This is a genomic window from Pantoea sp. nfd-35 (assembly GCF_056892255.1).
Genome location: NZ_CP122403.1, coordinates 490520 through 515786, shown reverse-complemented (window position 1 = coordinate 515786; position 25267 = coordinate 490520). Strand labels below are relative to the sequence as shown.

The following is a 25267-nucleotide window of genomic DNA, read 5'->3' as shown; positions in this document are numbered from 1 at the left end:
TCATCATGGCCGCCAGCGCTTGCCGCGGCCATAATTCAGATTTGGACGAGCGTATTTTGATATTTTTTCAGCATCTCAGCCAGTCGCGTTACCGGCTCGGTCACGCTGGTTGGGGCGTCATAGTGCGCCAGCTTGTGCTGATAGACATCCAGCTCTTTGAGTAACCGTTCGAAATAGTAACGGCGCTTTTCGTCACTGCGTACCGAGATGATCCGATCCGCCGTGTGGCGCAGCTGGCGATGATACGCAGACAGATCGGCATTAACCGGCACATCGGCAGCACGTAATCGCTGATGACCAATGATTAAGGTCAGGGCAATGCGATATTTGTCGATGTCACCCGGGAACAGGTTAAGCAGTAAAAAGAGCTGCTGATAGAGTGCCGGAAGATGGTTTTCACGACGGCGAGCCTGGTTAGTGGTCATCGCCGAGACCGCCGCATACATGAAGCGGTTGAGCAATTTACGGCCCGTGCGCGCTTTGGACTTATCCCGAATCAACAGGATGACCATCAACGCAACGAAGCTGCCGATCCACTGTCCCAGCGCATTGTCGATAAACTGCGTAAAGTTGAACTGCATCGGATTATCCAGCACCAGCACGTTGATTGTGCCGACCATGGCTCCCAGCGTACCAATCTGCCTGCGCTGAATTAAAATGCCGGAAATAAACCCTAACAGGCCAATGGCAATGCACAGCAGCACGGCACTTTGTTGGGTGTTGGGCAAAATATACATGAAATAGAGTGCGCCCAGCGGGACCGCCACCGTCATACCGTAAACAAAGTCTTTAGCCATCATGAGCGGATTGGGCATGCGCATCGCCAGTGCCGTAATCACGCCCAACATGACCATACAGCCGCTACCTGATGTCCAGCCGGTATAGAGCCAGAACAGCGAACCGAGCGCAGTCGCTACAAAGGTGCGAACACCGTTAATCATCGCATGGTGGTTTTCAGCAGAACGCGCCTGAATCACGACCTCGCGCTGAAGAATCCCCTCCTCCAGCGCTGTGATACGGCCGTTACTTTTGATGCCATGCGTCAGCAACTGATATTCCGTTGCTGCCTCAACCCAGCTTTCCAGTGTCTCGGGGACCGTTTTACTGCTGACGGCAATTAACCGTCGCAGCGCTTTCATACGCTTGTGTACGTCTTCTGCCGTCGCTGCCTCTTTCTCCATTAACACACGATACTGCGTTGCAATGTAGTCAGGCCGTGAGTTTTGAATTAAAAAGGTTTCAGCCGCCTGGGTAATCATCGTCAGTGACAGAGTGTTCAGCATTTGCAGCCGTCGACTGGTATTCTGCCAGCGCGAAGACTCCATCATCAACTGGCTACGCATACTGCTGAGCGCCGTGGTACGCCGTACCAAAGCCCCCCAGGCTTTATCGACTTCTTCTTTGTCCTCATGCGCCACGCACAGCTGCAGCAACCTGTAATGCGCCACCAGCAGCGAGTCAACTTCAGCATCAATCACTTTTTTAATCGAACGTGGCGAGAAAATCATATCGGCCAGAATGGCGCACAGGATCCCTAAAATGATCTCGCTACAGCGTTCCACGGCATATTGCGGGACCAGCGTCAGCCCACCACTGGCATTCGCCGTCACGACAATAATTAACGCGGTGTAACCAGCCAGTCCGAGCGCATAGGAGTTTTCAACCTTGATCAGCGAAGACAGCCATACGCAGAAACCCGCCCAAATACAACACAACAGCAACATGACTACCGGTGCGCGTACGGTCGCAATCATGATGACCAGCGCGGCGACACAGCCAATAAAGGTTCCGATGATACGAAGAATACCGCGATAGCGTAATGCGCCCGAATAGGGATCGCCGCCTGCCGCAAACGCCGTCCCGCCTGCCACAATGCCCGCCGTCATGACGGCCCAGCGGGGGGTTTCAAGGTTAAGATGAAAGCCGATCATCAGCGCCGCAACCAGCGCAAAAGTCAGCTTTATCGGGAACCGCAGGAACTCAGTCATAGCGTCCTCTTAACCAAACTCACGCAGACGGTTAAAGAAGGACATGATGGGCGATGTATCAGTATGCTGACGATCCTCTGTGCCAGTGATGACCACGGTCGCTGTCGTTCCGGCCGGATAGTGATTGCCGGGGTCCTGGTCAAGACGGATGCGAACCGGTACGCGCTGCGCCAGGCGTACCCACTCCAGGTTAGACTGGACCGTTGCCATTCCTTTACTGTCAACGCTGCTGCTGCTGTTGGTCACGCCTGCCGCGATGCTGTCAACCGTACCGCGCAGCGTCACATTGCTGCCCAATGGCGTGATCTCGGCCCGAAAGCCGGGGCGCACACCATGCAGCTTGGTCTCTTCGAGATAAGCCAGCACGTAAAATGAGCGCTGCTGTACCAGCGCCACGGCAACCGCTCCCCGCGTAATGAATTCGCCCTGGTAGACGTTCAGGTTCGTCACCCATCCATCTGACGGCGCGGTGATCGTGGTTCGTTCCAGGTCGATCTTAGCCAGATCGCGGGTAGCGACAGATTTTGCCAGTTGATGTTCACTGGTTTGCAGATCGTTGTTGGACTGCTCAATGGCTTCGCGTGACATCGCAGAGGTCCCGAGTCGGTTTCGACGTCCGGCCTCACGGCGTTTTTCATTAACCAGTGCCTGGTAATATTCCACATCAGCCTGCGCTTCATCTAACGCTTTTTGGTACCGTGGACGATCGACCACAAACAGCGTGTCACCTTTTTTAACCCGTTGGTTGTCGTGAACGGGAACCTCGGTAATTAACCCGGTGACATCAGGTGAAATAGCGACCACATCGGCCGCAAACCTTGCATCGCGTGTCCAGGGGGATTCGGTATAGAACACCCAGGCACGGAATATGATAATGACGGCGATGATGACCAGCAGGATGGTGATCGCGTAACGCGCGATTTTTCTTATAAGCGTGTTCACGTAAACCTCAAACAAATAAACGGGATACCAGATAAAATACACAGCAGTAAAGGGCTGTATTGAAGAGTGCCGGATGCCAGACAAGATCGTAGATACCGCTGGGCGTCAGCACGCGTTTCACCATCCAGAACAGCATGAGCGAAACGATGAGTTCGATGAAAATGGGCGGAAAAGAGAGCCCAAACATGACAAATACCGGAAGTACACTCATTAAAAATCCTTAGTTCGATACGGCCGGGATAATTCACCGCCTGAAGGACGCAAACGCCTGCGCGCCATAAGCCACATCTGAACTACGGCTGACTTAATAATAGCGTATCATCGGGTGTTTTCAGGTAATGAAGCGTCGCCAGGTCATACCCCGGTCGACATATAGTAACGCGCTTAACTATACGTTTTCTACTGAATGTGATCTAAATCACTTTTTAGCCAGAGTAAACAATGGAACGACTCAAAGGTATGTCGATTTTTGCCAAAGTAGTTGAACTGGGTTCTTTTACTGCGGCCGCACGACAGCTTCACCTTAGCGTGTCATCAATTAGCCAGATTGTCGCCAAACTGGAAGATGCGCTGCAGGTAAAGTTACTCAACCGCAGTACGCGCAGCATTGGGCTCACTGAAGCCGGTAAAATCTACTATCAGGGCTGTCGCCGTATGCTGGCAGAGGCTAACCAGGTTCACGAACAGCTTTATGCCTTTAATAACACGCCGATCGGCGTACTACGCATTGGCAGCTCTTCCACGATGGCACAGAACGTGCTGGCCGGTATGACGAGCGATATGCTGCGTGATTACCCGGGGCTGAGCGTCAACCTGGTCACCGGTATTCCTGCGCCAGATTTAATCGCGGATGGGCTGGACGTGGTGATCCGGGTGGGCGCTTTAAAGGATTCGAGCCTGTTCTCGCGCCGACTCGGGGCGATGCCAATGGTGGTCTGTGCCGCTAAACACTATCTGACGCAGCATGGGACGCCGGAGAAACCTGGCGATATCACTAAATTTGCCTGGCTGGAATACAGCGTAAGGCCAGATAACAATTTTGAGCTGATTGCCCCCGAAGGCATCGTTACGCGTTTATCACCGCAGGGGCGTTTTGTCACCAATGACTCTCAGACGCTCATCCGCTGGCTTAAGGCCGGTAATGGCATCGCCTATGTCCCGATGATGTGGGTGGCGGATGAAATCAAGAAAGGTGAGATTGATATTTTGTTCCCGCAGTACCAATCTGACCCACGACCGGTTTATGCGCTTTATACTGAAAGAGACAAGCTGCCGCTGAAAGTGCAGGTTTGCATCGACTATCTGACGCAGTATTTCGAGCAGGTTGCCGAGCAGTACAAACAGCACCGCAAAAGCTAAAAACCCGCCAGTTGGCGGGTTTTGCGTCTCGGTCAGGCGGTGCCGCCGATTGTCAGCTTATCCAGCTTGAGTGTGGGTTGCCCCACGCCTACCGGCAGGCTCTGTCCTTCTTTACCACAGACGCCAACGCCTTTATCCAGCGCCAGGTCGTTGCCGACCATCGAAATTTGCTGCATTGCCTCGATACCGGAGCCGATCAATGTCGCCCCTTTTACGGGTTTGGTCACTTTGCCCTTCTCAATCAGATAGGCTTCCGAGGTGGAGAACACAAATTTTCCGGAAGTGATATCGACCTGACCGCCGCCGAAGTTAGGGGCATATAATCCGTACTCCACGCTTTCAATGATGTCCTGCGGCGTGGATTTACCGGCCAGCATATAAGTATTTGTCATACGCGGCATCGGCAGGTGCGCATAGGATTCGCGACGACCATTACCGGTGGGATTCACCCCCATCAGACGGGCATTCAGCTTATCCTGCATATAGCCTTTCAATACGCCATTTTCGATCAGCACATTGTATTGCCCCGGCACGCCTTCATCGTCGATAGCTAACGAACCCCGCAATCCATCAATCGTGCCGTCATCGACAACGGTGCACAGATCAGAAGCGACCAGTTGGCCCATCTTGCCGCTAAAGACCGATGTACCACGGCGATTGAAATCACCTTCCAGGCCGTGACCTACGGCTTCGTGCAGCAGTACGCCCGGCCAGCCAGCGCCCAACACCACGGGTAAGGTTCCTGCAGGCGCAGCCACCGCTGACAGATTTACCAGCGCCATGCGCACGGCCTCACGAGCCCAGGCATCGGCCCGCACCTCGCCGTTCTCATCGGCCAGGAAAAAGGCATAGCCGGTACGCGCACCGCCGCCGCTTGAACCGCGCTCACGCTTGCCCTGATCTTCAACCTGGACGCTGATGGACAGACGAACCAGTGGGCGGACATCGGCGGCTAAGGTGCCGTCAGTGGCGGCAACCAAGACCTGCTCATAGACGCCAGTCAGGCTGGCATTGACTTCCTGAACGCGGGGATCGGCAGCACGTGCGACCTGGTCTACACGATGCAGAAGGGCTATTTTATCTTCACGGCTCAGGCTACCGAGCGGATCGACCGGCGCGTACAGCGAGCGGTTAACTACGGCCGACAGCGTCTGTGCCTTGCCGTTGCCTTGTTCACGCACAATACTGCGTGCCGCTTCAGAAGATAAACGCAACGCATTCAGGGTAATTTGGTCAGCATAGGCAAAACCGGTTTTTTCACCGCTTACGGCGCGTACGCCCACGCCCTGATCGATATGGTAGGACCCGTCTTTAATGATCTTATCTTCCAGAACCCAGGATTCATGGAAGCTGGACTGGAAATAGAGATCGGCATAGTCCAGACGACGTTCTGAAAGCTGCCCTAACAGGGAAAAAAGGTCCTGCTGATTAATGTTGTTAGCAGTTAGCAACTGCTCACTTACCAGATTCAGAGTCATCGTTTCTCACTTAATATGTGCTCGGATAATCATAGCCTGCGGCAATTATGTTACGCCGTCAAATATCACTTGTTATAGGTTTCGCGCGGTTTACGCATTACTTCATCAATTTCAGGCTTATCCAGCGGCCCGCTGATGTGATAACGCAGCACGGAAATCTTACTCCAGAGCGGCCCCAACACCTTGCTGGCAGCAAATACCGCAGCGCCCACCACCGGATTGATGGCAAACGCAGCCGCTACGCCGACTGAGGCTGAGATTTCTGGCGTGACTATCGCTTCCATATCAATGCGGCGCTTCACCAGGTCCATATTCCCCTGCATGGCGATATCCGCTTCCAGCCCATCGACAAGCAGGTTATCCGTGCGTACGACGCCATTTTCAATCCAGGCGGTGCCGTTGATGGCGTCGAAGTAGAATCCTTTGTTAAAGGTATCGCTGAAGTCAAAACGCAGTTTGCGTAACAGCGCATCAAAGCTCAGCAGACGCAGGATCTGTCCCGCAGCGCCGGTATCCACATCACTGATTTGCCCTTTGCCAAAATGCGTTTTTAATGTGCCGCTCAGCGTTTCCGCTGCAGGCTGCCACGGTGCAGAGCGCCAGTGCAGATCATAATCAATCTTGAAAGGCGCATCCCGCAGCGGTGTATTTACGCCAAACCAGTTGGTGGCGTTATTGATGTTGCTGCCCTGTAATGTGCCTTTCAAAGAGGTTCGCTGGTCGTCTGGACGATTAACCCATTCGCCCTGAATATTCAGGCGCGAGGTGCCGGTGTCAACCAGTCCGTTAGTGAGTGCTAACGTACTTCCGTTGGGCTGCAGTATGGCGTTCACCTGACCGTACTTCTGCCCCATCAGCCAGCATTCCGCACACTGCAGCTGTAAGGCAGGCCACTGACTAAAATCGATCCGCTCGCTCTTTTGTCCCAGCGGTGAAGTCGACGCGCCTTTTTGATCGGCCGTCGCCTTCCATTCTGGATTGTAATACAGGTAATCCAGTGCAATCTGCCACGGGGCCGAAGGTGAGGTCGTTAACTGGCCTCTCAACTCATCGGCGTTGACCTTCACCCGGGTCTTACCACTCATTTCCTGAGTGAGAGAGGTATCAACGTTATGCCACTGTTGCCCGGCCAGAGTCACAGAAGGACTGCGCAGGATAATATTGCCTGGCAGCGTTGCGCCGCCCACCTGATGCTCACCCGTCGTCGAACGGGTTGATCCGCCGCCGCCGGTCGCCATCAATGCCGCCCAGGCTTCGCCATCCAGCGCCGGCAGGTTCAGCACCATTCCCGAGCGGTCTGGCAACGTCGGTAGGGTTTTTGTATCGTTAAGCCAGATGCCCCGATCGACGCGCAGTGTGGGTTCCAGCAGCCAGCGGCTGTTGAACTTATGTCGTTCATCCACGCTACCGCTGAGATCAAAATGCGTTAAATCGCCTTTAGCATTGACGGCGATCGGCAGGCTTTCGCCCGCTTTTTTATCAAGCGGCGAAGGTAAGCGACTACTTACTTCTTTTCCGTCACCTTTCAAGGCTACGTCATAACGCGCGCCGCCCTTGTGCGGTAAGGAAACGTTCACCTCACCCTGCCAGGGAAGATGCCCGGCCAGTTGGCTGCCAATCTGAGGCGGCATTCCGGTGATTTTTGCCATCTGCCAGTCAGCAAGCAACTTTACGTTAACGCCAAAATCATCGGGGTTTTCTTTCGTACTAAAGCTGACATTGAGTGGCTGACCAAACCAGTTAGCCTGCATCTGATCGCTTTCGAGATTGCCGTTGTCATAACGAAACTGTCCAGTCAGATGCGTCATGGTGGTGTTCAGCGGCTTGATATGCAGGCTGTTATTGTTCATCACCACATCACCGCTGGCGTGAACATCCTTACCATCCAGCGGAATATCAAGTTTGAGGTGGCCCTTGGTCAGACCTTTAATCTGTAGCTGCTCCAGCGCCGCGCCCAGCGAGGACTTAAGTGGCGTGTGCTGAAAGTATTCGCCAATTTCCTGCCCATCACCGCTGATATCGCCATTGATAATCAGCTTTTCCTTCATGTAATCAGGAATGACGGCGCTGACGTTGCGGGCATTAACCTCCCCCAGTTTTGCCAGAGGAGCCTGCATCCACAAACCGTCATTGAGAAAGTTAAGATCGATATCGAGATTGCTGATATCCGGCCAGCCCGGCTGGAAGCCATAGGTAGCCTTGCGTAACGGTACCCAGACCTGAAACATGCCGTCGTTGTGCTGGAAGGGGAAAAGTGCCGGATTGCCGTTGAACAGCAGCGTGGCATTGTCGACCCTGCCCCCTTTTACGGCACCGCTCAGATAGCGCGTAAGTGAATGCCCCATTAGCGGCGTTGGGAAATAGCGCCAGGCATCGCCCGCGTCAGTAACGTTGATCCCGGCCAGGATATCCAGCTGAGGATGCGTATCGGTATTTTGCTGATAACGGAAATCGCCATGCGCCCAGAGTGAACGTGCCTGTACATCAAGATCCTGACCTGCCAGAGTCAGTCCGTGTTGGTCACGCAGCCAGTTCATGCTGCCGGTCACCTTCTTGATCTCTAACGGGGCCTGGAACATATCACCATAGGGCACCATAGCCTGACCCATCGCAATCCTGGCCTGTCCGTTATTCAGGCTGCCTGCTGCCTCGCCACTTAAATGACTGATTCCCGGAACCAGTTTCCAGTACTGCCAGCTGAAATCTCGCCATTTAACCTGAAAGCGTGTCTGCTCAGGCTGCTCAACAGGAATATCCAGGGCCAGCCCGTCAATGGTGCCGCGAGGTCGCAGTGCTCGCCAGTTATCAAACAGCGCCGGTGACAAGGGCGCAAACAGCGGCACCAGGGGGGCAATATGGTCCAGCGCCAGTTGCGTCGCGCGAACCCGTACCTCAGCCTCGCTGTTGCTGCCCAGCATCTGCGTGTCCTGAGGTTGCCAGAGTAGCGAAAAATGACCAGCGGGCCAGGCGTTACCGTCTGTGCTGAGTTTGGTTTGCGGCACATTAACCACCCAGCCATTTTTGTAACGCGACAGATGGGCAGTAAGGTTATCAACGCTCAGCGTATGTGGGCCGCTTTCGCCCTGCCAGCTTGCGCCGCCCCGGCTTAACAGCAGATCGCCGGCATAGACGTCGCCATCGCGCAAATTAACCCAAGCCGCCAGACTGAATCGGGCACTGTCAAGACGCGTATTATCCCGCACCCAGCGGCCCAGCCAGGGGCGCATATCAACATCATCAGCCTGCATCCAGATACGACCATCGTTGAGTAAGCCACCGCTGTCTTTCAGGTCGAGACGGACCTGCACCACGCCGTGCTGGCCGGTAAAGCTCGACAAGCTGACTTCACCTTCAGCCCGATGCCGGGTGTTTTCATTCAGCCATGTCAGTTTCGGTATCGCCAGTTCAGCATGTTGGCCGGATGGCGTGATAAAACGAATGGTGCTGTCACGCAGGTCAAAGTGATCGAACTGGCGCAAAAACAGATCGTTAACCTGGGTGAGTTTGAAACTGTGCTTGTCATTGTCACTGGTTAACAGAGGCTGTGTGCTGTCGAGATGTAACTGCCAGAAGGTAAGATCGCGGAACTGCCAGCGCCAGTGAAGCAGTGACTGCCAGACGTCCAGTGCCACGGTGATACGCGCGATAGAGAGCGACCCCGTCTCTTTCATATCGACGTCTAAATTGCGGATTTGTAGCGTGGGCCCAAAATTCTCCCACTTGCCACGTAGCTCACTGGCTTTCACGTTGACGCCGCTGGCGTCAGAAACCCACTGAAGGACCTGACTGCGATAGGCATCGAGATGCGGCATCGCCAGACGTAGCGCGCTGACGAGCAGCGCCACAATCACAACGACTGTCGCGAGCAGCAGTAACAGAATTCTTGGCAACTGCCTCACTCACACCTCTCCTTGTCTACCGTTAACGACGGATGGTTGCTGCTCATACCCGGCGTCCTATGACATAGCGGTATGGGTTCACATTTTACCCTAAAATGTGCAGTCAGGCATCGTCAGCCCGACCAGCCAGTATTACATCATCACCACGTCAAATTGTTCCTGGGTGTAAAGCGCTTCGACATGCACCTTTACCTGCTTGCCCACGAAAAGCTCCACTTCGGCCAGCGCATGGGACTCATCCGTTTTCAACGCTTCACCTACGGTTGGCGAAACATACACCAGGAAACGATCCGAATCATAAGCATGGTGCACGCGGACGATTTCGCGCATGATTTCATAGCACACGGTTTCAACCGTTTTCAGCGTGCCGCGCCCTTTGCACACAGGACAGTCTTCGCACAGCACGTGCTCAATGCTTTCGCGCGTGCGCTTGCGGGTCATTTCCACCAGCCCCAATGCGGAAAAACCGCTGATACCGGTCTTGACCCGATCTTTATTCAGCGCCGTTTCCAGTGAATGCAGTACGCGACGACGATGATCTTCATTACTCATATCAATGAAGTCGATGATAATAATGCCGCCAAGGTTGCGAAGCCTTAGCTGACGTGCAATGGCCTGAGTGGCTTCCACGTTGGTATTAAAGATCGTCTCATCAAGGTTTCGGTGTCCGACAAAGGCACCCGTGTTGATGTCTATCGTCGTCATCGCTTCAGTTTGATCGATGATGAGGTATCCGCCAGATTTGAGTTCAACTTTACGCTCCAGCGAGCGTTGAATCTCATTTTCAACGTCGAACAGATCGAAGATGGGCTGCTTGCCGTTGTAAAGTTCGAGCTTGCTGGCCATCTCGGGAATGTATTCGCTGGTAAAATCGTTAAGTAAATCACAGGTCAGCCGCGAGTCTACGCGAATGCGGTCAAGGGCTGCGCCGGCAAAGTCTCGCAGAATACGCTGCGCCAGCGCCAGTTCGCCATAAAGCAGGCAACGTGTCTGGTTACGTTTTTTCCGCTCGCTGACTTTGGTCCACAGACGTTTCAGAAAGGCGGCATCCTGTGCCAGCTCTTCTTCGCCAATGCCTTCGGCTGCCGTGCGAATAATAAAGCCGCCCAGATCGTCGCAGTAGTCAGCCACCACCGCTTTGAGACGCTCGCGTTCTTTTTCACTGGCAATACGTTGAGAAACCCCGACGTGCGCAGCACCAGGCATGAACACCAAATAACGGGAAGGCAATGTGATATCCGTAGTCAGGCGCGCGCCTTTTGTGCCAAGCGGGTCTTTCACTACCTGCACGACCAAATCCTGCCCCTGACGAACCAGTTCTGCGATATCGCGTACGACAAAATTTTTCTTTTCATCGCCTGCGACACATTCCGTATGGGGCATGATGTCAGAAGCATGCAGGAAAGCGGCCTTGTCCAGTCCGATATCCACAAAGGCCGCCTGCATGCCAGGCAGCACGCGACTGACGCGTCCCTTGTAGATATTGCCAACGATGCCGCGTCGGGCTTCACGCTCAATATGGATTTCCTGCAGGATGCCACCGTCGATATAGGCGACACGCGTTTCAGCAGGCGTAACGTTAACCAGTAGTTCAGCCGTCATGTTAACCCCTTACGGCACGCAGTGACTGAAAATGGTCGATCAGCTCCGCTGTCTCAACCAAGGGCAATCCGACCACCGCGTGATAACTTCCATTGATTTTACGAACAAAGTTTCCGCCCTTCCCCTGAATGCCGTACGCGCCGGCTTTATCCATGGGTTCACCTGTTGCGATGTAATCGGTAATGTCGCGCGCGGTTAAGTTACGAAATGTCACCTCGGTTACCACCAGGCAGTCCAGCACCTGCTGACGATCGGCGAGGGCAATTGCGGTCATGACCTGATGGGTTTTCCCGGAGAGTTTACTGAGCATGGCGCTGGCATGGTCGGCATCGTGCGGTTTTTCCAGCACTTCTCCATTGAGCACGACAATGGTATCCGCGCCCAGCACCGGCAGATCGTGTTGGGCAATCAGCGTGCCGGCTTTCGCTTTGTCATGCGCCAGGCGGCGGACATAAACGTCTGCCGCTTCATGGGGCTGACGCTGTTCTTCAACGTCAGTGATGATGCGCTCAAAGGTCAGACCCAGTTGGGTCAGCAGCTCACGTCGACGGGGAGACGCGGAGGCCAGATAAAGGGTTACCATAAATTTCCTTATTGAACAGCGAACTGACGGCGGATCTTTCTCATTAATAAGAATAGCCACGGCCAGAGAATCCCGTCGACAACACTGCTCCAGAAAATTTCAGGGCGGAATGAGACGTTGATCACCAGAAACTCCGCCCAGAAGACGATCACATCCATTGCTAATGACAGCACCATAACCATTAACGCCTGCTGCCACAACGCTAAGTTACGGAATAGCTGGAATTTAAATGCGACCAGATAGGCGATGATGCTCAGCGCCAACGCCCGAACGCCGAGCGTCGAACCCGCGATTAAATCCATAATCGCTCCCAGCAGAAAACCACTTCCGACGTTGACACGGTGCGGTAGCGCCAGAACCCAATACACGAGAATCAGCAATAGCCATGATGGCCGGAACATATAGATCTGTTCCGGCCACGGCATGATTTGCAGAATAAAGGCCATAAGGAAGGACAGCCAGATAACCCATCGACCCTGGCTGCGATATCGACTCAATTCTGGCCTCCGCGTGAGCGCGAAGCGGAACCCTGTGCGGCGCTTTCGCTACTGCCCGAAGCCGGAGTGGTGTTCTGCGCTGAAGGCGCAGGAGGGCCCATTTCACCGGCGGGAGGCAGAACCTGCGGCATCATTTGCATCAGCCGTTCATTAGCTACCCGATGAACATCGTCAGGTGCCATCGGCATCTCGCCTTTGCGATCCGCGCCCCACAGCAGCAGCAGGTAACGCAGACGTTGCAGACCCGCGGTGGGATGCGCCTGAATGACCGTGTAGGCGCGCTGTGTGTCAACCTTGACCGATGACACAACACCCACCGGATAGCCTTCAGGGAAACGGCCACCTAAACCAGAGGTGACCAGCACGTCACCAACGCGAATGTCAGTATTGCCCGGCAGATGCTCCAGCTGCAGATCTTCCGTACAGCCATTGCCCGCTGCGATGACACGAATGTCATTGCGCAGCACCTGAATAGGCAGCGCATGTGATGCATCACAAATCAACAGAACACGGCTGGTGAACTGGCCTACGGCAATCACCTGACCGACCACACCTTTATCACTGATAACCGGCTGGCCTTCGTATACGCCATTCGCACTGCCCTTATCGATCACGACCTGATCGGTGTAAGGATCGGTGCCGGTAGAGATCACCTGGGTCACCATCTTGTGCTCGTCCTGACGCAGTGGGGAACCCAGCAGCTCGCGCAGGCGCGCGTTCTCCTGCTTATATTGCCCCAGCATGAGCAGGTCGCTGTTCTTCAGAAAAAGCTCTCGACGTAACGCTTTATTTTCCAGTTCGAGCTGCTGGCGAGAAGCCAGCGTGTCTGACACGCCATCAAGTAGCTGGCGCGGCCCGTTGGCCAGGAAGTAAAACGGACTGACCGACGTGTCCAGATAGTTGCGTATTTGAGTAAATGAACTCACGCGACTATCAGCGATGATAATGGCAATCGCCACAATCACCGCCAGAAATAGACGCAATTGCAGAGAAGGCCCTCTGCTAAAAATCGGCTTCATATAATCTGCGTGTTCCTCGACTACAAGGTAAGAAAGTACGGGCGGGCCGCACTTTCCTGGGCTGGTCACATCATACCGATGCACGCAGCGCCGGTTTACACGCTACTCCCTGCGCACTGTTACAACGATTCCAGCCGGTTGAGGCAATTATTCTTCGCTGAATAAATCGCCGCCATGCATGTCGATCATTTCCAACGCTTTACCGCCACCGCGAGCCACGCAGGTCAGGGGATCTTCCGCGACGACCACAGGAATACCGGTTTCTTCCATCAGCAGGCGATCCAGGTTACGCAGCAGCGCACCACCACCGGTCAGTACCATACCGCGCTCGGAGATATCAGATGCCAGCTCCGGCGGGCACTGTTCCAGCGCAACCATGACTGCACTGACGATACCGGTCAGAGGCTCTTGCAGGGCTTCAAGAATCTCGTTGGAATTAAGTGTAAAGCCGCGTGGCACACCTTCCGCCAGGTTACGTCCACGCACTTCAATTTCGCGCACTTCATCGCCCGGATAAGCCGAGCCGATCTCATGCTTGATGCGTTCTGCCGTGGCTTCACCAATCAGTGAACCATAGTTACGGCGCACATAATTAATAATGGCTTCGTCGAAACGATCACCGCCGATACGGACGGATGACGAGTACACGACGCCGTTCAGGGAAATAACGGCGACTTCAGTGGTACCACCACCGATATCGACGACCATAGAACCCGTTGCTTCGGAAACCGGTAGGCCAGCACCAATCGCGGCCGCCATCGGCTCTTCAATCAGGAAAACTTCGCGGGCGCCAGCGCCCTGGGCCGATTCACGAATCGCACGACGTTCAACCTGGGTAGCGCCAACTGGCACACAGACCAGCACGCGCGGGCTTGGACGCATGAAGCTGTTGCTGTGAACCTGCTTAATGAAGTGCTGCAGCATTTTTTCCGTCACAAAGAAATCGGCGATAACGCCATCTTTCATTGGACGAATAGCTGCGATATTGCCTGGCGTACGGCCAAGCATCTGTTTGGCGTCATGACCTACTGCCGCCACGCTTTTTGGTGAACCGGCACGATCCTGGCGAATAGCAACCACGGAAGGCTCGTTCAGCACGATGCCTTGTCCTTTTACATAAATCAGGGTGTTCGCGGTACCCAGGTCAATGGACAAGTCATTTGAAAACATGCCACGAAATTTTTTAAACATACTAAAGGATAATCCTGCAAGCTGGAGGCGGAAAATAAAATCCGCTTACTTTACCAACCACACGAAGCTGCCACAAGGCGCAAAAACGTTCTGCTTCGGTGAAAAATTAGACTGCATTCGCTTTACATCATTTATGCCTGTTACGCACACGAGCGGAACAGCGATACCACGGCATCAGAGCGGCATGTTAAAGAATTTTCTTAACTTTACTCCGACATAAAATCTAACATTTCAGGCGCATTATTCTGCCTGTTTATTGTCACATATTCACCAAAAGCGCAGGCGATAACCCTGAAACCGGTCAAACGATTAAAAACGGTAACGTTGGGAGTACTTTTTTACGTTACTGTTAACCGGTTGTGAAGGTGAAAAAAAGTCACCCTGACCACCTTCTACACCTAACCCGACCAAAGTCTGCCACTCTGCGTGCGTTCGCACGCCAGTCGCATACAGCTGCGTCCCGGTGGGTTTGCAAACATCCAGTAAGCTTCGCACGAACAGCTGGTTTTCTGTACGGCGCTCAATATTACGCACTAAACCCGCATCCAGCTTGATCAACTCAACCGGTAACTGCCGGATATAGGCACTGCTGACCACCGTCAAACCCGCCTGATTAACGGCGATGCGACAACCGAACGCCTGCAATGCGTGAAATACGGGAATCAAATTGCTGATGTGTTGACAGACGTCCCCTTCTGCAAGTTCAAATAAAAATCGCTTTCTTTGACTTTTTGGGCACTGCAGCAACATCGTGTGCAACCAGGCAATAAAGGGACGTTTCAGCAACGACTCAATGTTAACGGGGATCGCCAGCGTCTCTTCCGGCCAAAGTTCAGAGAGTGCGGCAACGCGTAATACCATCTGCCGGTCCCAGTTCTCAGCCATACCGAGCTGCTGAACCAGGGGCATATATTCTGCCGACAGGACCTCTTTATCCCCGTCAAAAATGCGCGTGAGCAGAACGCGATGCCGCACCTTACCCTCTCTGTCCACGGCGGGCTTTTGATATAACCGGGGGCCGCCGCGACTTAAGGTATTTTCCAGCAGAGTACGCCAGCGAACGCTGCCGCGCCCGGCATCCAGGGGATTTCCTGCGCCATTGGACCAGTTGTTTCCGCCCGACAGGGTTGCCCGACGCGTGGCCATTTCAACGTTTTCCATGACCTGGGGCACCGTCTGTCCGCTGTGCCATGCGCTGATACCAATGTGGATAAAATCGTCCCGGTTGACCATGCGCATAGGCGGCAGGGCATCGACCGCATTGATGAGGTGATCGGCGATGCTGTTGGCCTCTTTCAGGCTGCGGTGCGGCAGTAAGACCGCAAAATCGCTGCGAAAATAGCGGGCCAGAAGTGCGCCGGGGTAGCGCATGACAAAGGTCGACAACATATTCACGACATTGAAGAGATACTCTTCGACCAGCACGGGCCCCAGTGAATCATCATGTGTATCAAGTTCAGGAAAACGGATCATCATGACCACGCCATGCGTGCCAACATCTTCCTGATCTTCAAGCAGCGTTGCCAGCTGACTGTCGAAGAAAAGGCGATTATTCAGCCCCGTCCGCCCGTCCTGTGCAGCGAAGGTACGAATTAAAGTATCAATGCGTACACGCTGCTCACCGGCTTCCTGTAAATCGGAGAGCAACACGTCAATTGCCCGGCTGGCTTTAGGCGGCCACTCATCAGCATGCTTCTGGCGATAAAGCTGGCGCGCGCCGCTGAGTATTGATGCCGACCGGCTCTCCAGCTGTTCCATTCCGCGCCATTGTCTTACCAGCCAGCGATGGGTGATGAACAGCGTCACCGCCATAATCAGCACCACCAGCATCAGGGCGGCAAGCGTATAGGTGGTGGGAATAGATCGTAGCCAGGTTTGTGCCGGGTCAAGTATCGTCAATTGCAAACGCATACCCGGCTGATGCATCAGCGCAATGTCAAAGTGGATGTAGCGGTTTTTTTGATGTTGCAGCATCTGGTTTTCATGGCGGGAAAGCGTAAAAACATTCTGCCGGCCATTGTATAAAGATAATTGCTCAGCGTTGATGACGGGTAAGACCGGCGCAAGCCAGGCTTCTAACGCATCGGGCGGCTGTTTTAGCAAGACTTTATCCACTTCCGTTGCCAAAACCTGTACGCGATTTTCAACGCGTTGATGCGTGAGCCAGAAAACGCTAAAAGCACAGCCCACCAGCATTAAAACCATTGCCAGTACGCTAATAAATGTAATAAATGCAGAAAGTTTGGTAGTTAATCGCATCCCTGTGCCTGTTTCACTACGGTTGTAGCCGAATCACGCCGCCCCTCTGCCCGTCCGCCGGGAGAAATTTTGAGAAAAATAACACAAATTGTTCCCGGCGGCAGCGAGGTCGCGCATGAAGCCGAAGTATACCGTTGAGAAAGGCCCAGAGCGCTTAATTATCCTTTTTTCAGCGCATTCTCATTGGAAGGGTTTACCAGGAAATTTCACATTTTTGCGGCAAAATTCGCCAGCTTAAGTAATAGTCATCATGCTGATGATGAAAATCGAGCCGGAGAAGAGACGATGACGCTGAAAAAACGCCTGACTGAAGCTGATGTAACGCCAGAAAACATCTTTAATATGAATCGTCGTCGCGTGCTTCAGACCCTGGGTCTGGGCGCTGCCGCTATCAGCATTCCCGGCATGGCCAACGCCGATATTCTGAGTTGGTTTAAAGGCAATGACCGCCCACCCGCGCCCGCAGGCCGCGCTCTGGACTTTACCAAACCTGCACAATACCAGGCTAACCTGCCGTTGACGCCTGCAGATAAGGTTTCGGGCTATAACAATTTCTATGAGTTTGGCCTTGATAAAGCCGATCCGGCCGCCAATGCGGGGACGCTAAAGACCGATCCCTGGAAGCTGACGATTGAAGGCGAAGTGGCAAAGCCCATCACATTAGATATGGATGATATCTTCAAACGCTTTGCCATGGAGCAGCGTATCTATCGGATGCGATGCGTTGAAGCCTGGTCGATGGTGGTGCCCTGGATAGGTTTCGAACTCAATAAACTCCTGAAGCTGGCAGAACCCACCAGCAAAGCGCGCTTTGTCGCTTTCCAGACACTTTATGCTCCCGATCAGATGCCTGGTCAAAAAGATCGCTTTATCGGCGGCGGGCTAAATTACCCTTATGTAGAAGGTTTGCGTCTGGACGAAGCCATGCATCCCCTCACGATTCTGACGACAGGCGTTTACGGTAAAGCGCTGCCCCCACAGAATGGCGCCCCGATTCGCCTGACGGTCCCATGGAAATATGGCTTTAAGGGCATCAAGTCCATTGTGAAAATCACGCTGACGCATGATCAGCCACCGACGACCTGGAACCAGATTGCCGATAACGAGTACGGCTTCTATGCCAACGTTAATCCGCATGTTAATCATCCACGCTGGTCGCAGGCGACCGAGCGTTTTATTGGTCCGGGCAGCAGCTTTAATGTGGATCGTCAGCCGACATTACTCTTCAACGGTTATGCCGATCAGGTCGCGTCGCTGTATCGCGGTATGGATTTACGGGAGAATTATTGAGTGCGCCTGACAATAAAGCAGATCGGCTGGCTTAAAGTCCTGCTACATCTGGCGGCTTTCTTACCGCTGGTTTACTTGATTATGGCCGCTATGCAGGGCGGTCTTAGCGCCGATCCCGCCAAAGATATCCAGCATTTTACCGGCCGTATGGCGCTGAAACTGCTACTGGCGACGCTGCTTGTCTCGCCGTTAACGCGCATCGCCAAACAGCCTTTGCTCATTCGCACCCGACGGCTGCTGGGGATCTGGACTTTTTTCTGGGCCAGCCTGCATTTAACCAGCTACTACCTGCTGGAACTGGGCATTAACAACCTTGGTCTGCTCGGTAGCGAACTGATTTCACGCCCCTATCTCACGCTGGGAATTATTTGCTGGTTTATTCTGCTGGCGCTGGCGGTGACCTCTTTTCAACGCATGCAGCGAAAACTGGGCAGACGCTGGCAAACCTTGCACAACGCGATTTATCTGGTCGCGATTTTGGCCCCAATTCACTACATATGGTCGGTAAAAATCCTTTCTCCCCAGCCTGTCATCTACGCGCTTTTCGCCCTGTTCCTGTTAGCCTGGCGCTATAAAAAGTTCATTAAATGGTGGCCGCGTTAGCCCCTGCGCTTCTCCGAACGTCTGCGAAAAATGGGGTCCACAGGCCGCACCCGATCAACTTCGCAGATAAGACCAGTATTTTGCTGCGAAATGCCACGAAACGGATATAATGCCCGGCTTTATTGCGATATGACGCTTCTTTTTTACTGTGACGGGTGACAAATGGAAAGCGGCAAGGTATTTTACGCGATGCCTCAATGATTGCGGGAGATGGCAGCAAGATGGCCGACAAATTACATATTCTGCTTTTGAACGGTCCCAACATTAATCTGTTAGGGACGCGCGAGCCTGAAAAATACGGGGATGTCACCCTGGATCAGATCGTTTCCGATTTGAGCCATCAGGCAGACCAGCTGAATGTAAGATTAAGCCATATGCAATCCAATGCTGAGTTTCAGCTTATTGATCGCATTCATGAGGCAAAAGGCAATGTGGATTATATCCTTATCAATCCTGCTGCGTTTACGCATACCAGCGTAGCATTACGTGATGCGCTGCTAGCGGTGAATATTCCCTTTATCGAAGTTCACCTGTCAAATGTGCACGGTCGCGAGCCTTTTCGCCATCACTCCTATTTTTCTGATGTCTCTGCTGGCGTCATTTGTGGGCTTGGCGCTGACGGTTACTCGTGGGCATTGCAAACGGCAGTAAAGCGCCTGTCTCATACTAATTAATCAAACTGAGTACGGAACCCCATTCATGGATATTCGTAAAATTAAAAAACTGATCGAACTGGTTGAAGAATCTGGCATTTCTGAGCTGGAAATCTCCGAAGGCGAAGAGTCTGTTCGCATCAGTCGCGCACCTGCAAATACCGGTTACCCAATGATGCAACAGGCTTATGCCGCGCCGGTTGCTCAACAGCCTGCTCTGGCGACAGCCGTTGCACCTGTTGCCGCCGTTGCAGAAGCCGCGCCTGCTGAGATCAGCGGCCACATCGTACGTTCACCAATGGTAGGGACCTTCTATCGCACACCAAGCCCGGATGCAAAAGCGTTCGTGGAAGTGGGTCAGAAAGTCAATGCAGGTGACACGCTGTGCATCGTTGAAGCCATGAAAATGATGAACCAGATTGAAGCGGATAAGTCTGGCGTTGTTAAAGCCATTCTGGTGGAAAGTGGTCAGCCGGTAGAATTTGACGAGCCACTTGTTGTCATCGAATAACGGGGCGAACCATGCTGGATAAAATTGTTATTGCTAACCGCGGTGAGATTGCGCTGCGCATTCTGCGTGCCTGTAAAGAACTGGGCATCAAGACTGTCGCGGTCCATTCAAGCGCGGATCGTGACCTGAAGCACGTGCTGCTGGCAGACGAAACGGTTTGCATCGGCCCGGCGCAGTCGGTCAAAAGTTACCTCAACATCCCGGCGCTGATTTCTGCCGCTGAGATCACCGGCGCGGTGGCGATTCACCCCGGCTACGGCTTCCTTTCTGAGAATGCCGATTTTGCTGAGCAGGTTGAGCGCTCTGGCTTTATCTTCGTCGGTCCGAAAGCCGATACCATTCGCCTGATGGGCGATAAAGTGTCCGCGATTACCGCGATGAAGAAAGCGGGCGTTCCTACCGTCCCCGGCTCCGATGGCTCGCTCACCGATGACATGGAAAAAAACCGTGCCTTCGCCAAGCGCATCGGCTATCCGGTTATTATCAAAGCCTCTGGCGGCGGCGGCGGTCGCGGCATGCGCGTTGTGCGTAGCGATAAAGATCTGGAACAATCCATCAACATGACGAAAGCGGAAGCCAAAGCGGCTTTCAACAACGACATGGTTTACATGGAAAAGTATCTGGAGAATCCACGCCATATCGAGATTCAGGTACTGGCCGACGGCCAGGGCAATGCCATTTATCTGGGCGAACGCGACTGTTCAATGCAGCGTCGCCACCAGAAGGTCGTGGAAGAAGCGCCAGCACCGGGGATCACGCCAGAATTGCGTTCCTTCATCGGTGAGCGTTGCACCCGAGCCTGTATTGATATTGGCTATCGCGGGGCAGGTACGTTTGAATTCCTGTATGAAAACGGCGAGTTCTATTTCATTGAAATGAACACCCGTATCCAGGTTGAGCATCCGGTTACCGAGATGATCACCGGCGTTGACCTGATTAAAGAGCAGCTGCGTATTGCTGCGGGTCAGCCGCTGTCAATCAAGCAGGAAGACGTGATTATTCGCGGTCATGCGGTCGAGTGCCGTATCAACGCGGAAGATCCGGTTAGCTTCCTGCCAAGCCCGGGCAAAATCACCCGCTTCCATGCGCCGGGTGGTTTTGGCGTGCGTTGGGAATCTCATATTTATGCCGGTTACAGCGTACCGCCTTATTATGACTCCATGATTGGCAAGTTAATCACCTACGGTGAAACCCGCGATATCGCCATTGCACGTATGAAAAATGCCCTGGCGGAGCTGATTATCGACGGTATCAAAACCAACATCGAACTGCAGATGAAAATCATGTCCGATGAGAACTTCCAGCAGGGTGGAACCAATATCCACTATCTGGAGAAAAAGCTTGGCCTGCACGAGAAGTAATCGCCACGCTGAGTCAGTCTGAGGCCGGATATTCCGGCCTTTTTCTTTTCCCGCTGGCGTTGAGGTCACACTATGGACGCGCGTTATTTACAGGCTCATAAAGAAGCTCGCTGGTCACTCTATCTGACGCTGGCCTGGTTAGCCGTCTGGGGCGGTTCTGCCTGGTTAGGGGGAAATGCCACTGGCCTGACCGGCTTACCTCGCTGGTTTGAGCTCTCCTGTCTTTTTGCCCCCCTACTATTCATTTTTTTATGCTGGATGATGGTGCGTAAGATCTTCCGGAATATGTCGCTGGAGGATGAAAATGAATACTGAAATCATTCTTCCACTGCTGGCTTATCTGGCTGTTATCGCGGGCCTTTCCGTCTTTGCGATGCGAAAACAACGCCAGGGAAATTTCCTGACTGAGTATTTCCTGGGCAGCCGCTCAATGGGCGGATTTGTCCTGGCAATGACCATTACGACCACCTATATCAGTGCGAGCTCGTTTATCGGCGGGCCGGGTGCAGCCTATAAGTATGGCCTGGGCTGGGTGCTGCTGGCTATGGTACAGGTCCCTGCTGTCTGGCTGTCGTTAGGCGTGCTGGGTAAAAAGTTTGCCATTCTGGCGCGCAAGCACAACGCCGTGACCCTTAACGATATGCTCTATGCACGCTATGGCAGTACGCTGCTGGTCTGGTTAGCCAGCCTGAGCCTGCTGGTTGCCTTCGTGGGCGCGATGGCCGTGCAGTTTATTGGTGGCGCGCGTCTGCTGGAAACCGCTGCCGGGATCCCTTACGACACCGGCCTGTTGATCTTTGGCGGCACAATAGCGCTTTATACGGCCTTCGGCGGCTTCCGCGCCAGTGTGCTGAATGATGCGATGCAGGGCGTGGTGATGCTGATAGGCACGTTTTTACTGCTGTTTGCCGTTATTCACCACGCTGGCGGTATTCACTCGGCCGTCGATAAACTGCACGCCATCGATCCCAAGCTGCTGTCGCCGGAGGGACCGGGCGATATTATTACGCCCACGTTCCTGAGCTCGTTTATCGTGCTGGTCTGCTTTGGCGTCATCGGCCTGCCGCACACCGCCGTTCGCTGTATCTCTTACAAGGACAGTAAAGCGGTACACCGGGCTATTGTGCTTGGCACCATTGTTGTTGTGCTCCTGATGCTGGGAATGCATCTGGCCGGGGCGCTCGGACGCGCGGTATTACCTGACCTGACCGTGCCGGACAGCGTTATCCCTACGCTGATGATCACCGTGCTACCACCACTGGCTGCCGGGCTGTTTTTAGCCGCGCCGATGGCGGCGATCATGTCCACTATCAATGCCCAGTTGCTGCAGGCCTCCGCTACGCTGGTGAAAGACCTCTACCTGCGCCTTGCACCGCAGCAAATCGATAATGAGCCGCGGTTGCGAATATTATCGGGGATGGTGACCTTTTTGCTGGGTGTCATACTGCTGTTTGTCGCCTGGCATCCGCCAGACATGATTATCTGGCTCAACCTGCTGGCTTTTGGTGGTCTGGAAGCCGTGTTCTTATGGCCGCTGGTGCTGGGTTTATATTGGGAGCGCGCTAATGCCGCCGGCGCTGTCAGCGGCATGGTGGTGGGCGGAGGATGTTATGCCGTTCTGGCAACCTTTGGTCTGCAACTATGGGGTTTTCATCCCATTGTGCCGTCATTAATGTTAAGTCTGCTGGCGTTCCTGGTCGGCAACCTGTTTGGGCGCTTACCGCATGCGGTTGATGCACCACAACACTGAATTAAGAGAGACGTTATGCCTTGGATTCAAATCAAAATTAACAGTTCTGGCGCAAACGCGGAAGGACTGAGCGACGCGCTAATGGAAGTCGGTGCCGTGTCTGTGACCTTTCAGGACACAAACGATACGCCGGTATATGAACCTATGCCGGGTGAAACGCGTTTATGGGGTGATACCGACGTTATCGGATTGTTCGACGCTGAAAGCGACATGGATGGCGTGATTGCGGAACTGTCTCAACATCCGCTGCTCGGCGAGAATTTCCGTCACAAGATCGAGCAGATCGAAGACAAAGACTGGGAACGTGAATGGATGGAAAACTTCCATCCTATGCGGTTCGGTGAGCGTTTGTGGATCTGTCCAAGCTGGCGCGATGTACCCGACCCCGATGCCGTCAATGTGATGCTCGATCCCGGCCTGGCGTTCGGAACCGGCACGCACCCCACCACTTCACTGTGCCTGACGTGGCTCGACGGCCTGGATCTCGCGGGTAAAACCGTGATCGATTTTGGCTGCGGTTCAGGGATCCTGGCAATTGCGGCGCTTAAACTTGGGGCGGCGCAGGCTATCGGTATTGATATTGATCCCCAGGCGATCCAGGCCAGCCGCGACAACGCCGAGCGCAATGGGGTGGCCGATCGTTTATCCCTGTATCTGCCGCATCAGCAGCCGGAAAACCTGCAGGCTGATGTCGTGGTCGCGAATATCCTGGCCGGGCCGCTCCGCGAGCTGGCACCGCTTATTGGTGTCCTGCCTAAATCTGGTGGGCATCTTGGTTTGTCAGGCGTACTGGAGAGCCAGGCTGAAAGCGTCTGTGAAGCTTACAGGACGCATTTTGCGCTCGATCCCGTTGCAGTCAAGGAAGAGTGGTGTCGTATTACAGGCGTTAAAACCGCTTAGCCTTTCAGGCATTGCAGCTACCAACAGCAGCCCTGGCGGATCGGTAGGGCTGTTAAACATTCGTTACTGTCCGTTCAGTGTTTCACCCAGAGCCGCGATTGCAATCGGCTGAGGCTAAACCCTCTTGTGGCGCAGTCTTTGTGGTTGATAAAACCGCTGCTTGTATCGTTAATCACGGTATGTGACGTTTTTTATCTGGTGAATACCGAATCTTCGTCGGAAAAACCTTTGTTCACAAAATAAACACAAACACTTAATCTACTGATTTATCTTGTTATTTATCCTTATCAACAGGGTCCGGGCAGGATAAAAGCGGTTTTCTTGTGAATTGTTCAAAGTTTGGCCTTTCATCTTCATAAAAAAATGCGTAATATACGCCGCCTTGCAGACACAGTATGGCATTACGACTTCATGCGCATTGGAAACCTCCAGCTGAGAAATCGACTGATTGCAGCGCCGATGGCCGGTATTACCGACAGGCCTTTCAGAACGCTTTGTCACGAGATGGGTGCAGGAATGGCGGTTTCTGAGATGTTGTCATCGAACCCCGAAGTCTGGGCCAGTGACAAATCTCGTTTACGCATGGTGCACAGTGATGAACCCGGCATTCGTGCCGTCCAGATTGCAGGCTGTGATCCCAGTGAGATGGCCCAGGCTGCACGTATTAATGTTGATGCTGGTGCACAGGTTATTGATATTAATATGGGTTGCCCGGCGAAAAAGGTGAACCGCAAAATGGCGGGCTCCGCCTTACTGCAGTATCCCTCAGTAGTAGAGTCAATTCTCTCTGCCGTGGTAAATGCTGTTGATGTCCCGGTAACGCTGAAAATCCGTACCGGATGGGATCCAGAAAACAGAAACTGTGTCGCGATTGCCCAATTGGCTGAACGCTGTGGCATTCAGGCTTTGACGATACATGGCCGCACTCGTGCCTGCCTGTTCAACGGAGACGCTGAATACGACAGTATTCGGACAGTTAAGCAGAGTGTTTCTATTCCGATTATCGCGAATGGAGACATAACTGACCCGCATAAAGCCAGAGCAGTGCTCGACTACACCGGAGCCGATGCTCTGATGATAGGACGTGCTGCTCAGGGAAGACCGTGGATCTTCCGGGAAATCCAGCATTATCTGGACACTGGGGAGCTGCTTGCCCCGCTGCCACTGGCAGAGGTCAAGCGTTTGCTTGTTTCGCATATACGTGAGCTGCACGACTTTTACGGTTCAGGCAAGGGATACCGTATAGCGCGAAAGCACGTCTCCTGGTATCTCCAGGAACATGCCCCAAATGACCAGTTTCGGCGCACATTCAACGCCATTGAGGATGCCAGCGAACAGCTGGAGGCGTTGGAGGCATACTTCGAAAATCTTGCGTAACGAAA

Annotated in this window: 21 protein-coding genes; 10 read left to right on the top strand and 11 right to left on the bottom strand. The window is 53.6% G+C overall.

The genetic code is table 11. The features are described 5' to 3' along the window. Positions 1–35: 35 nt before the first annotated feature. Genes aaeB through aaeX form a run of 3 tightly spaced genes read right to left on the bottom strand, consistent with a single transcriptional unit; the run spans position 36 to position 3141 of the window. On the bottom strand, positions 36–1988 hold the full coding sequence (gene aaeB / locus P9J57_RS02465; protein WP_013027423.1) for a p-hydroxybenzoic acid efflux pump subunit AaeB: 1953 nt from the start codon (positions 1986–1988) through the stop codon (positions 36–38). Positions 1989–1997: 9 nt separating this feature from the next. Next, entirely contained in the window at positions 1998–2930 is a 933-nt protein-coding gene (gene aaeA, locus P9J57_RS02460; RefSeq protein WP_015699409.1) for a p-hydroxybenzoic acid efflux pump subunit AaeA, read from the bottom strand. 7 nt (positions 2931–2937) lie between these two features. Beyond that, complete coding sequence (gene aaeX, locus P9J57_RS02455) at positions 2938–3141, bottom strand: p-hydroxybenzoic acid efflux pump operon protein AaeX (RefSeq protein WP_014594732.1); 204 nt, start codon at positions 3139–3141, stop codon at positions 2938–2940. Positions 3142–3371: 230 nt separating this feature from the next. Here aaeX and aaeR point away from each other — a divergent pair, with 230 nt between their 5' ends. Beyond that, a complete protein-coding gene (gene aaeR, locus P9J57_RS02450) occupies positions 3372–4289 on the top strand; it encodes an HTH-type transcriptional activator AaeR (RefSeq protein ID WP_013027426.1) in 918 nt (305 codons plus the stop codon). Positions 4290–4321: 32 nt separating this feature from the next. On the opposite strand, the gene tldD is transcribed toward aaeR, so the two are convergent. The 8 genes from tldD to csrD form a co-directional block, all read right to left on the bottom strand. After that, complete coding sequence (gene tldD / locus P9J57_RS02445; protein ID WP_013027427.1) at positions 4322–5767, bottom strand: metalloprotease TldD; 1446 nt, start codon at positions 5765–5767, stop codon at positions 4322–4324. Between the two features lie 65 nt (positions 5768–5832). Then, entirely contained in the window at positions 5833–9666 is a 3834-nt protein-coding gene (yhdP, locus tag P9J57_RS02440; RefSeq protein WP_483279374.1) for an AsmA2 domain-containing protein YhdP, read from the bottom strand. Between the two features lie 132 nt (positions 9667–9798). Beyond that, on the bottom strand, positions 9799–11268 hold the full coding sequence (rng, locus tag P9J57_RS02435) for a ribonuclease G (protein ID WP_014594734.1): 1470 nt from the start codon (positions 11266–11268) through the stop codon (positions 9799–9801). A gap of 1 nt (position 11269) precedes the next feature. Then, a complete protein-coding gene (locus P9J57_RS02430) occupies positions 11270–11851 on the bottom strand; it encodes a Maf family protein (protein ID WP_014594735.1) in 582 nt (193 codons plus the stop codon). An 8-nt stretch (positions 11852–11859) separates the two neighbouring features. Then, on the bottom strand, positions 11860–12348 hold the full coding sequence (mreD, locus tag P9J57_RS02425; RefSeq protein WP_006120976.1) for a rod shape-determining protein MreD: 489 nt from the start codon (positions 12346–12348) through the stop codon (positions 11860–11862). After that, on the bottom strand, positions 12345–13367 hold the full coding sequence (mreC, locus tag P9J57_RS02420) for a rod shape-determining protein MreC (RefSeq protein WP_014594736.1): 1023 nt from the start codon (positions 13365–13367) through the stop codon (positions 12345–12347). The genes mreD and mreC overlap by 4 nt, the downstream gene beginning before the upstream one ends. Positions 13368–13514: 147 nt before the next feature. Then, a complete protein-coding gene (gene mreB / locus P9J57_RS02415; protein ID WP_003855260.1) occupies positions 13515–14558 on the bottom strand; it encodes a rod shape-determining protein MreB in 1044 nt (347 codons plus the stop codon). Positions 14559–14867: 309 nt separating this feature from the next. Continuing rightward, a complete protein-coding gene (csrD, locus tag P9J57_RS02410; RefSeq protein WP_014594737.1) occupies positions 14868–16817 on the bottom strand; it encodes an RNase E specificity factor CsrD in 1950 nt (649 codons plus the stop codon). 285 nt (positions 16818–17102) lie between these two features. Here csrD and msrP point away from each other — a divergent pair, with 285 nt between their 5' ends. From msrP to dusB, 9 genes are all read left to right on the top strand, one after another. Continuing rightward, positions 17103–18107, top strand: coding sequence for a protein-methionine-sulfoxide reductase catalytic subunit MsrP (gene msrP, locus P9J57_RS02405; RefSeq protein ID WP_014594738.1), 1005 nt, complete (start codon positions 17103–17105; stop codon positions 18105–18107). Then, entirely contained in the window at positions 18108–18710 is a 603-nt protein-coding gene (gene msrQ, locus P9J57_RS02400) for a protein-methionine-sulfoxide reductase heme-binding subunit MsrQ (RefSeq protein ID WP_014604884.1), read from the top strand. It abuts the gene before it with no gap. A gap of 221 nt (positions 18711–18931) precedes the next feature. Beyond that, positions 18932–19384, top strand: coding sequence for a type II 3-dehydroquinate dehydratase (gene aroQ / locus P9J57_RS02395; RefSeq protein WP_015699405.1), 453 nt, complete (start codon positions 18932–18934; stop codon positions 19382–19384). A 25-nt stretch (positions 19385–19409) separates the two neighbouring features. Next, positions 19410–19874, top strand: a complete 465-nt coding sequence (accB, locus tag P9J57_RS02390) for an acetyl-CoA carboxylase biotin carboxyl carrier protein (protein WP_013027436.1) — start codon at positions 19410–19412, stop codon at positions 19872–19874. Positions 19875–19885: 11 nt separating this feature from the next. Beyond that, positions 19886–21235, top strand: a complete 1350-nt coding sequence (gene accC, locus P9J57_RS02385; protein ID WP_013027437.1) for an acetyl-CoA carboxylase biotin carboxylase subunit — start codon at positions 19886–19888, stop codon at positions 21233–21235. Between the two features lie 72 nt (positions 21236–21307). Next, a complete protein-coding gene (locus P9J57_RS02380) occupies positions 21308–21550 on the top strand; it encodes a YhdT family protein (RefSeq protein ID WP_014594741.1) in 243 nt (80 codons plus the stop codon). Further along, positions 21540–22985 carry a sodium/pantothenate symporter gene (gene panF, locus P9J57_RS02375; protein WP_064372811.1) on the top strand — a complete coding sequence of 482 codons (1446 nt, stop codon included), beginning with the start codon at positions 21540–21542 and terminating at the stop codon, positions 22983–22985. Before P9J57_RS02380 ends, panF begins: the two co-directional genes overlap by 11 nt. Positions 22986–23000: 15 nt before the next feature. Further along, a complete protein-coding gene (gene prmA, locus P9J57_RS02370) occupies positions 23001–23885 on the top strand; it encodes a 50S ribosomal protein L11 methyltransferase (RefSeq protein ID WP_014604882.1) in 885 nt (294 codons plus the stop codon). 411 nt (positions 23886–24296) lie between these two features. Next, on the top strand, positions 24297–25262 hold the full coding sequence (gene dusB / locus P9J57_RS02365) for a tRNA dihydrouridine synthase DusB (protein WP_014604881.1): 966 nt from the start codon (positions 24297–24299) through the stop codon (positions 25260–25262). The last annotated feature ends 5 nt before the right edge of the window (positions 25263–25267 follow it).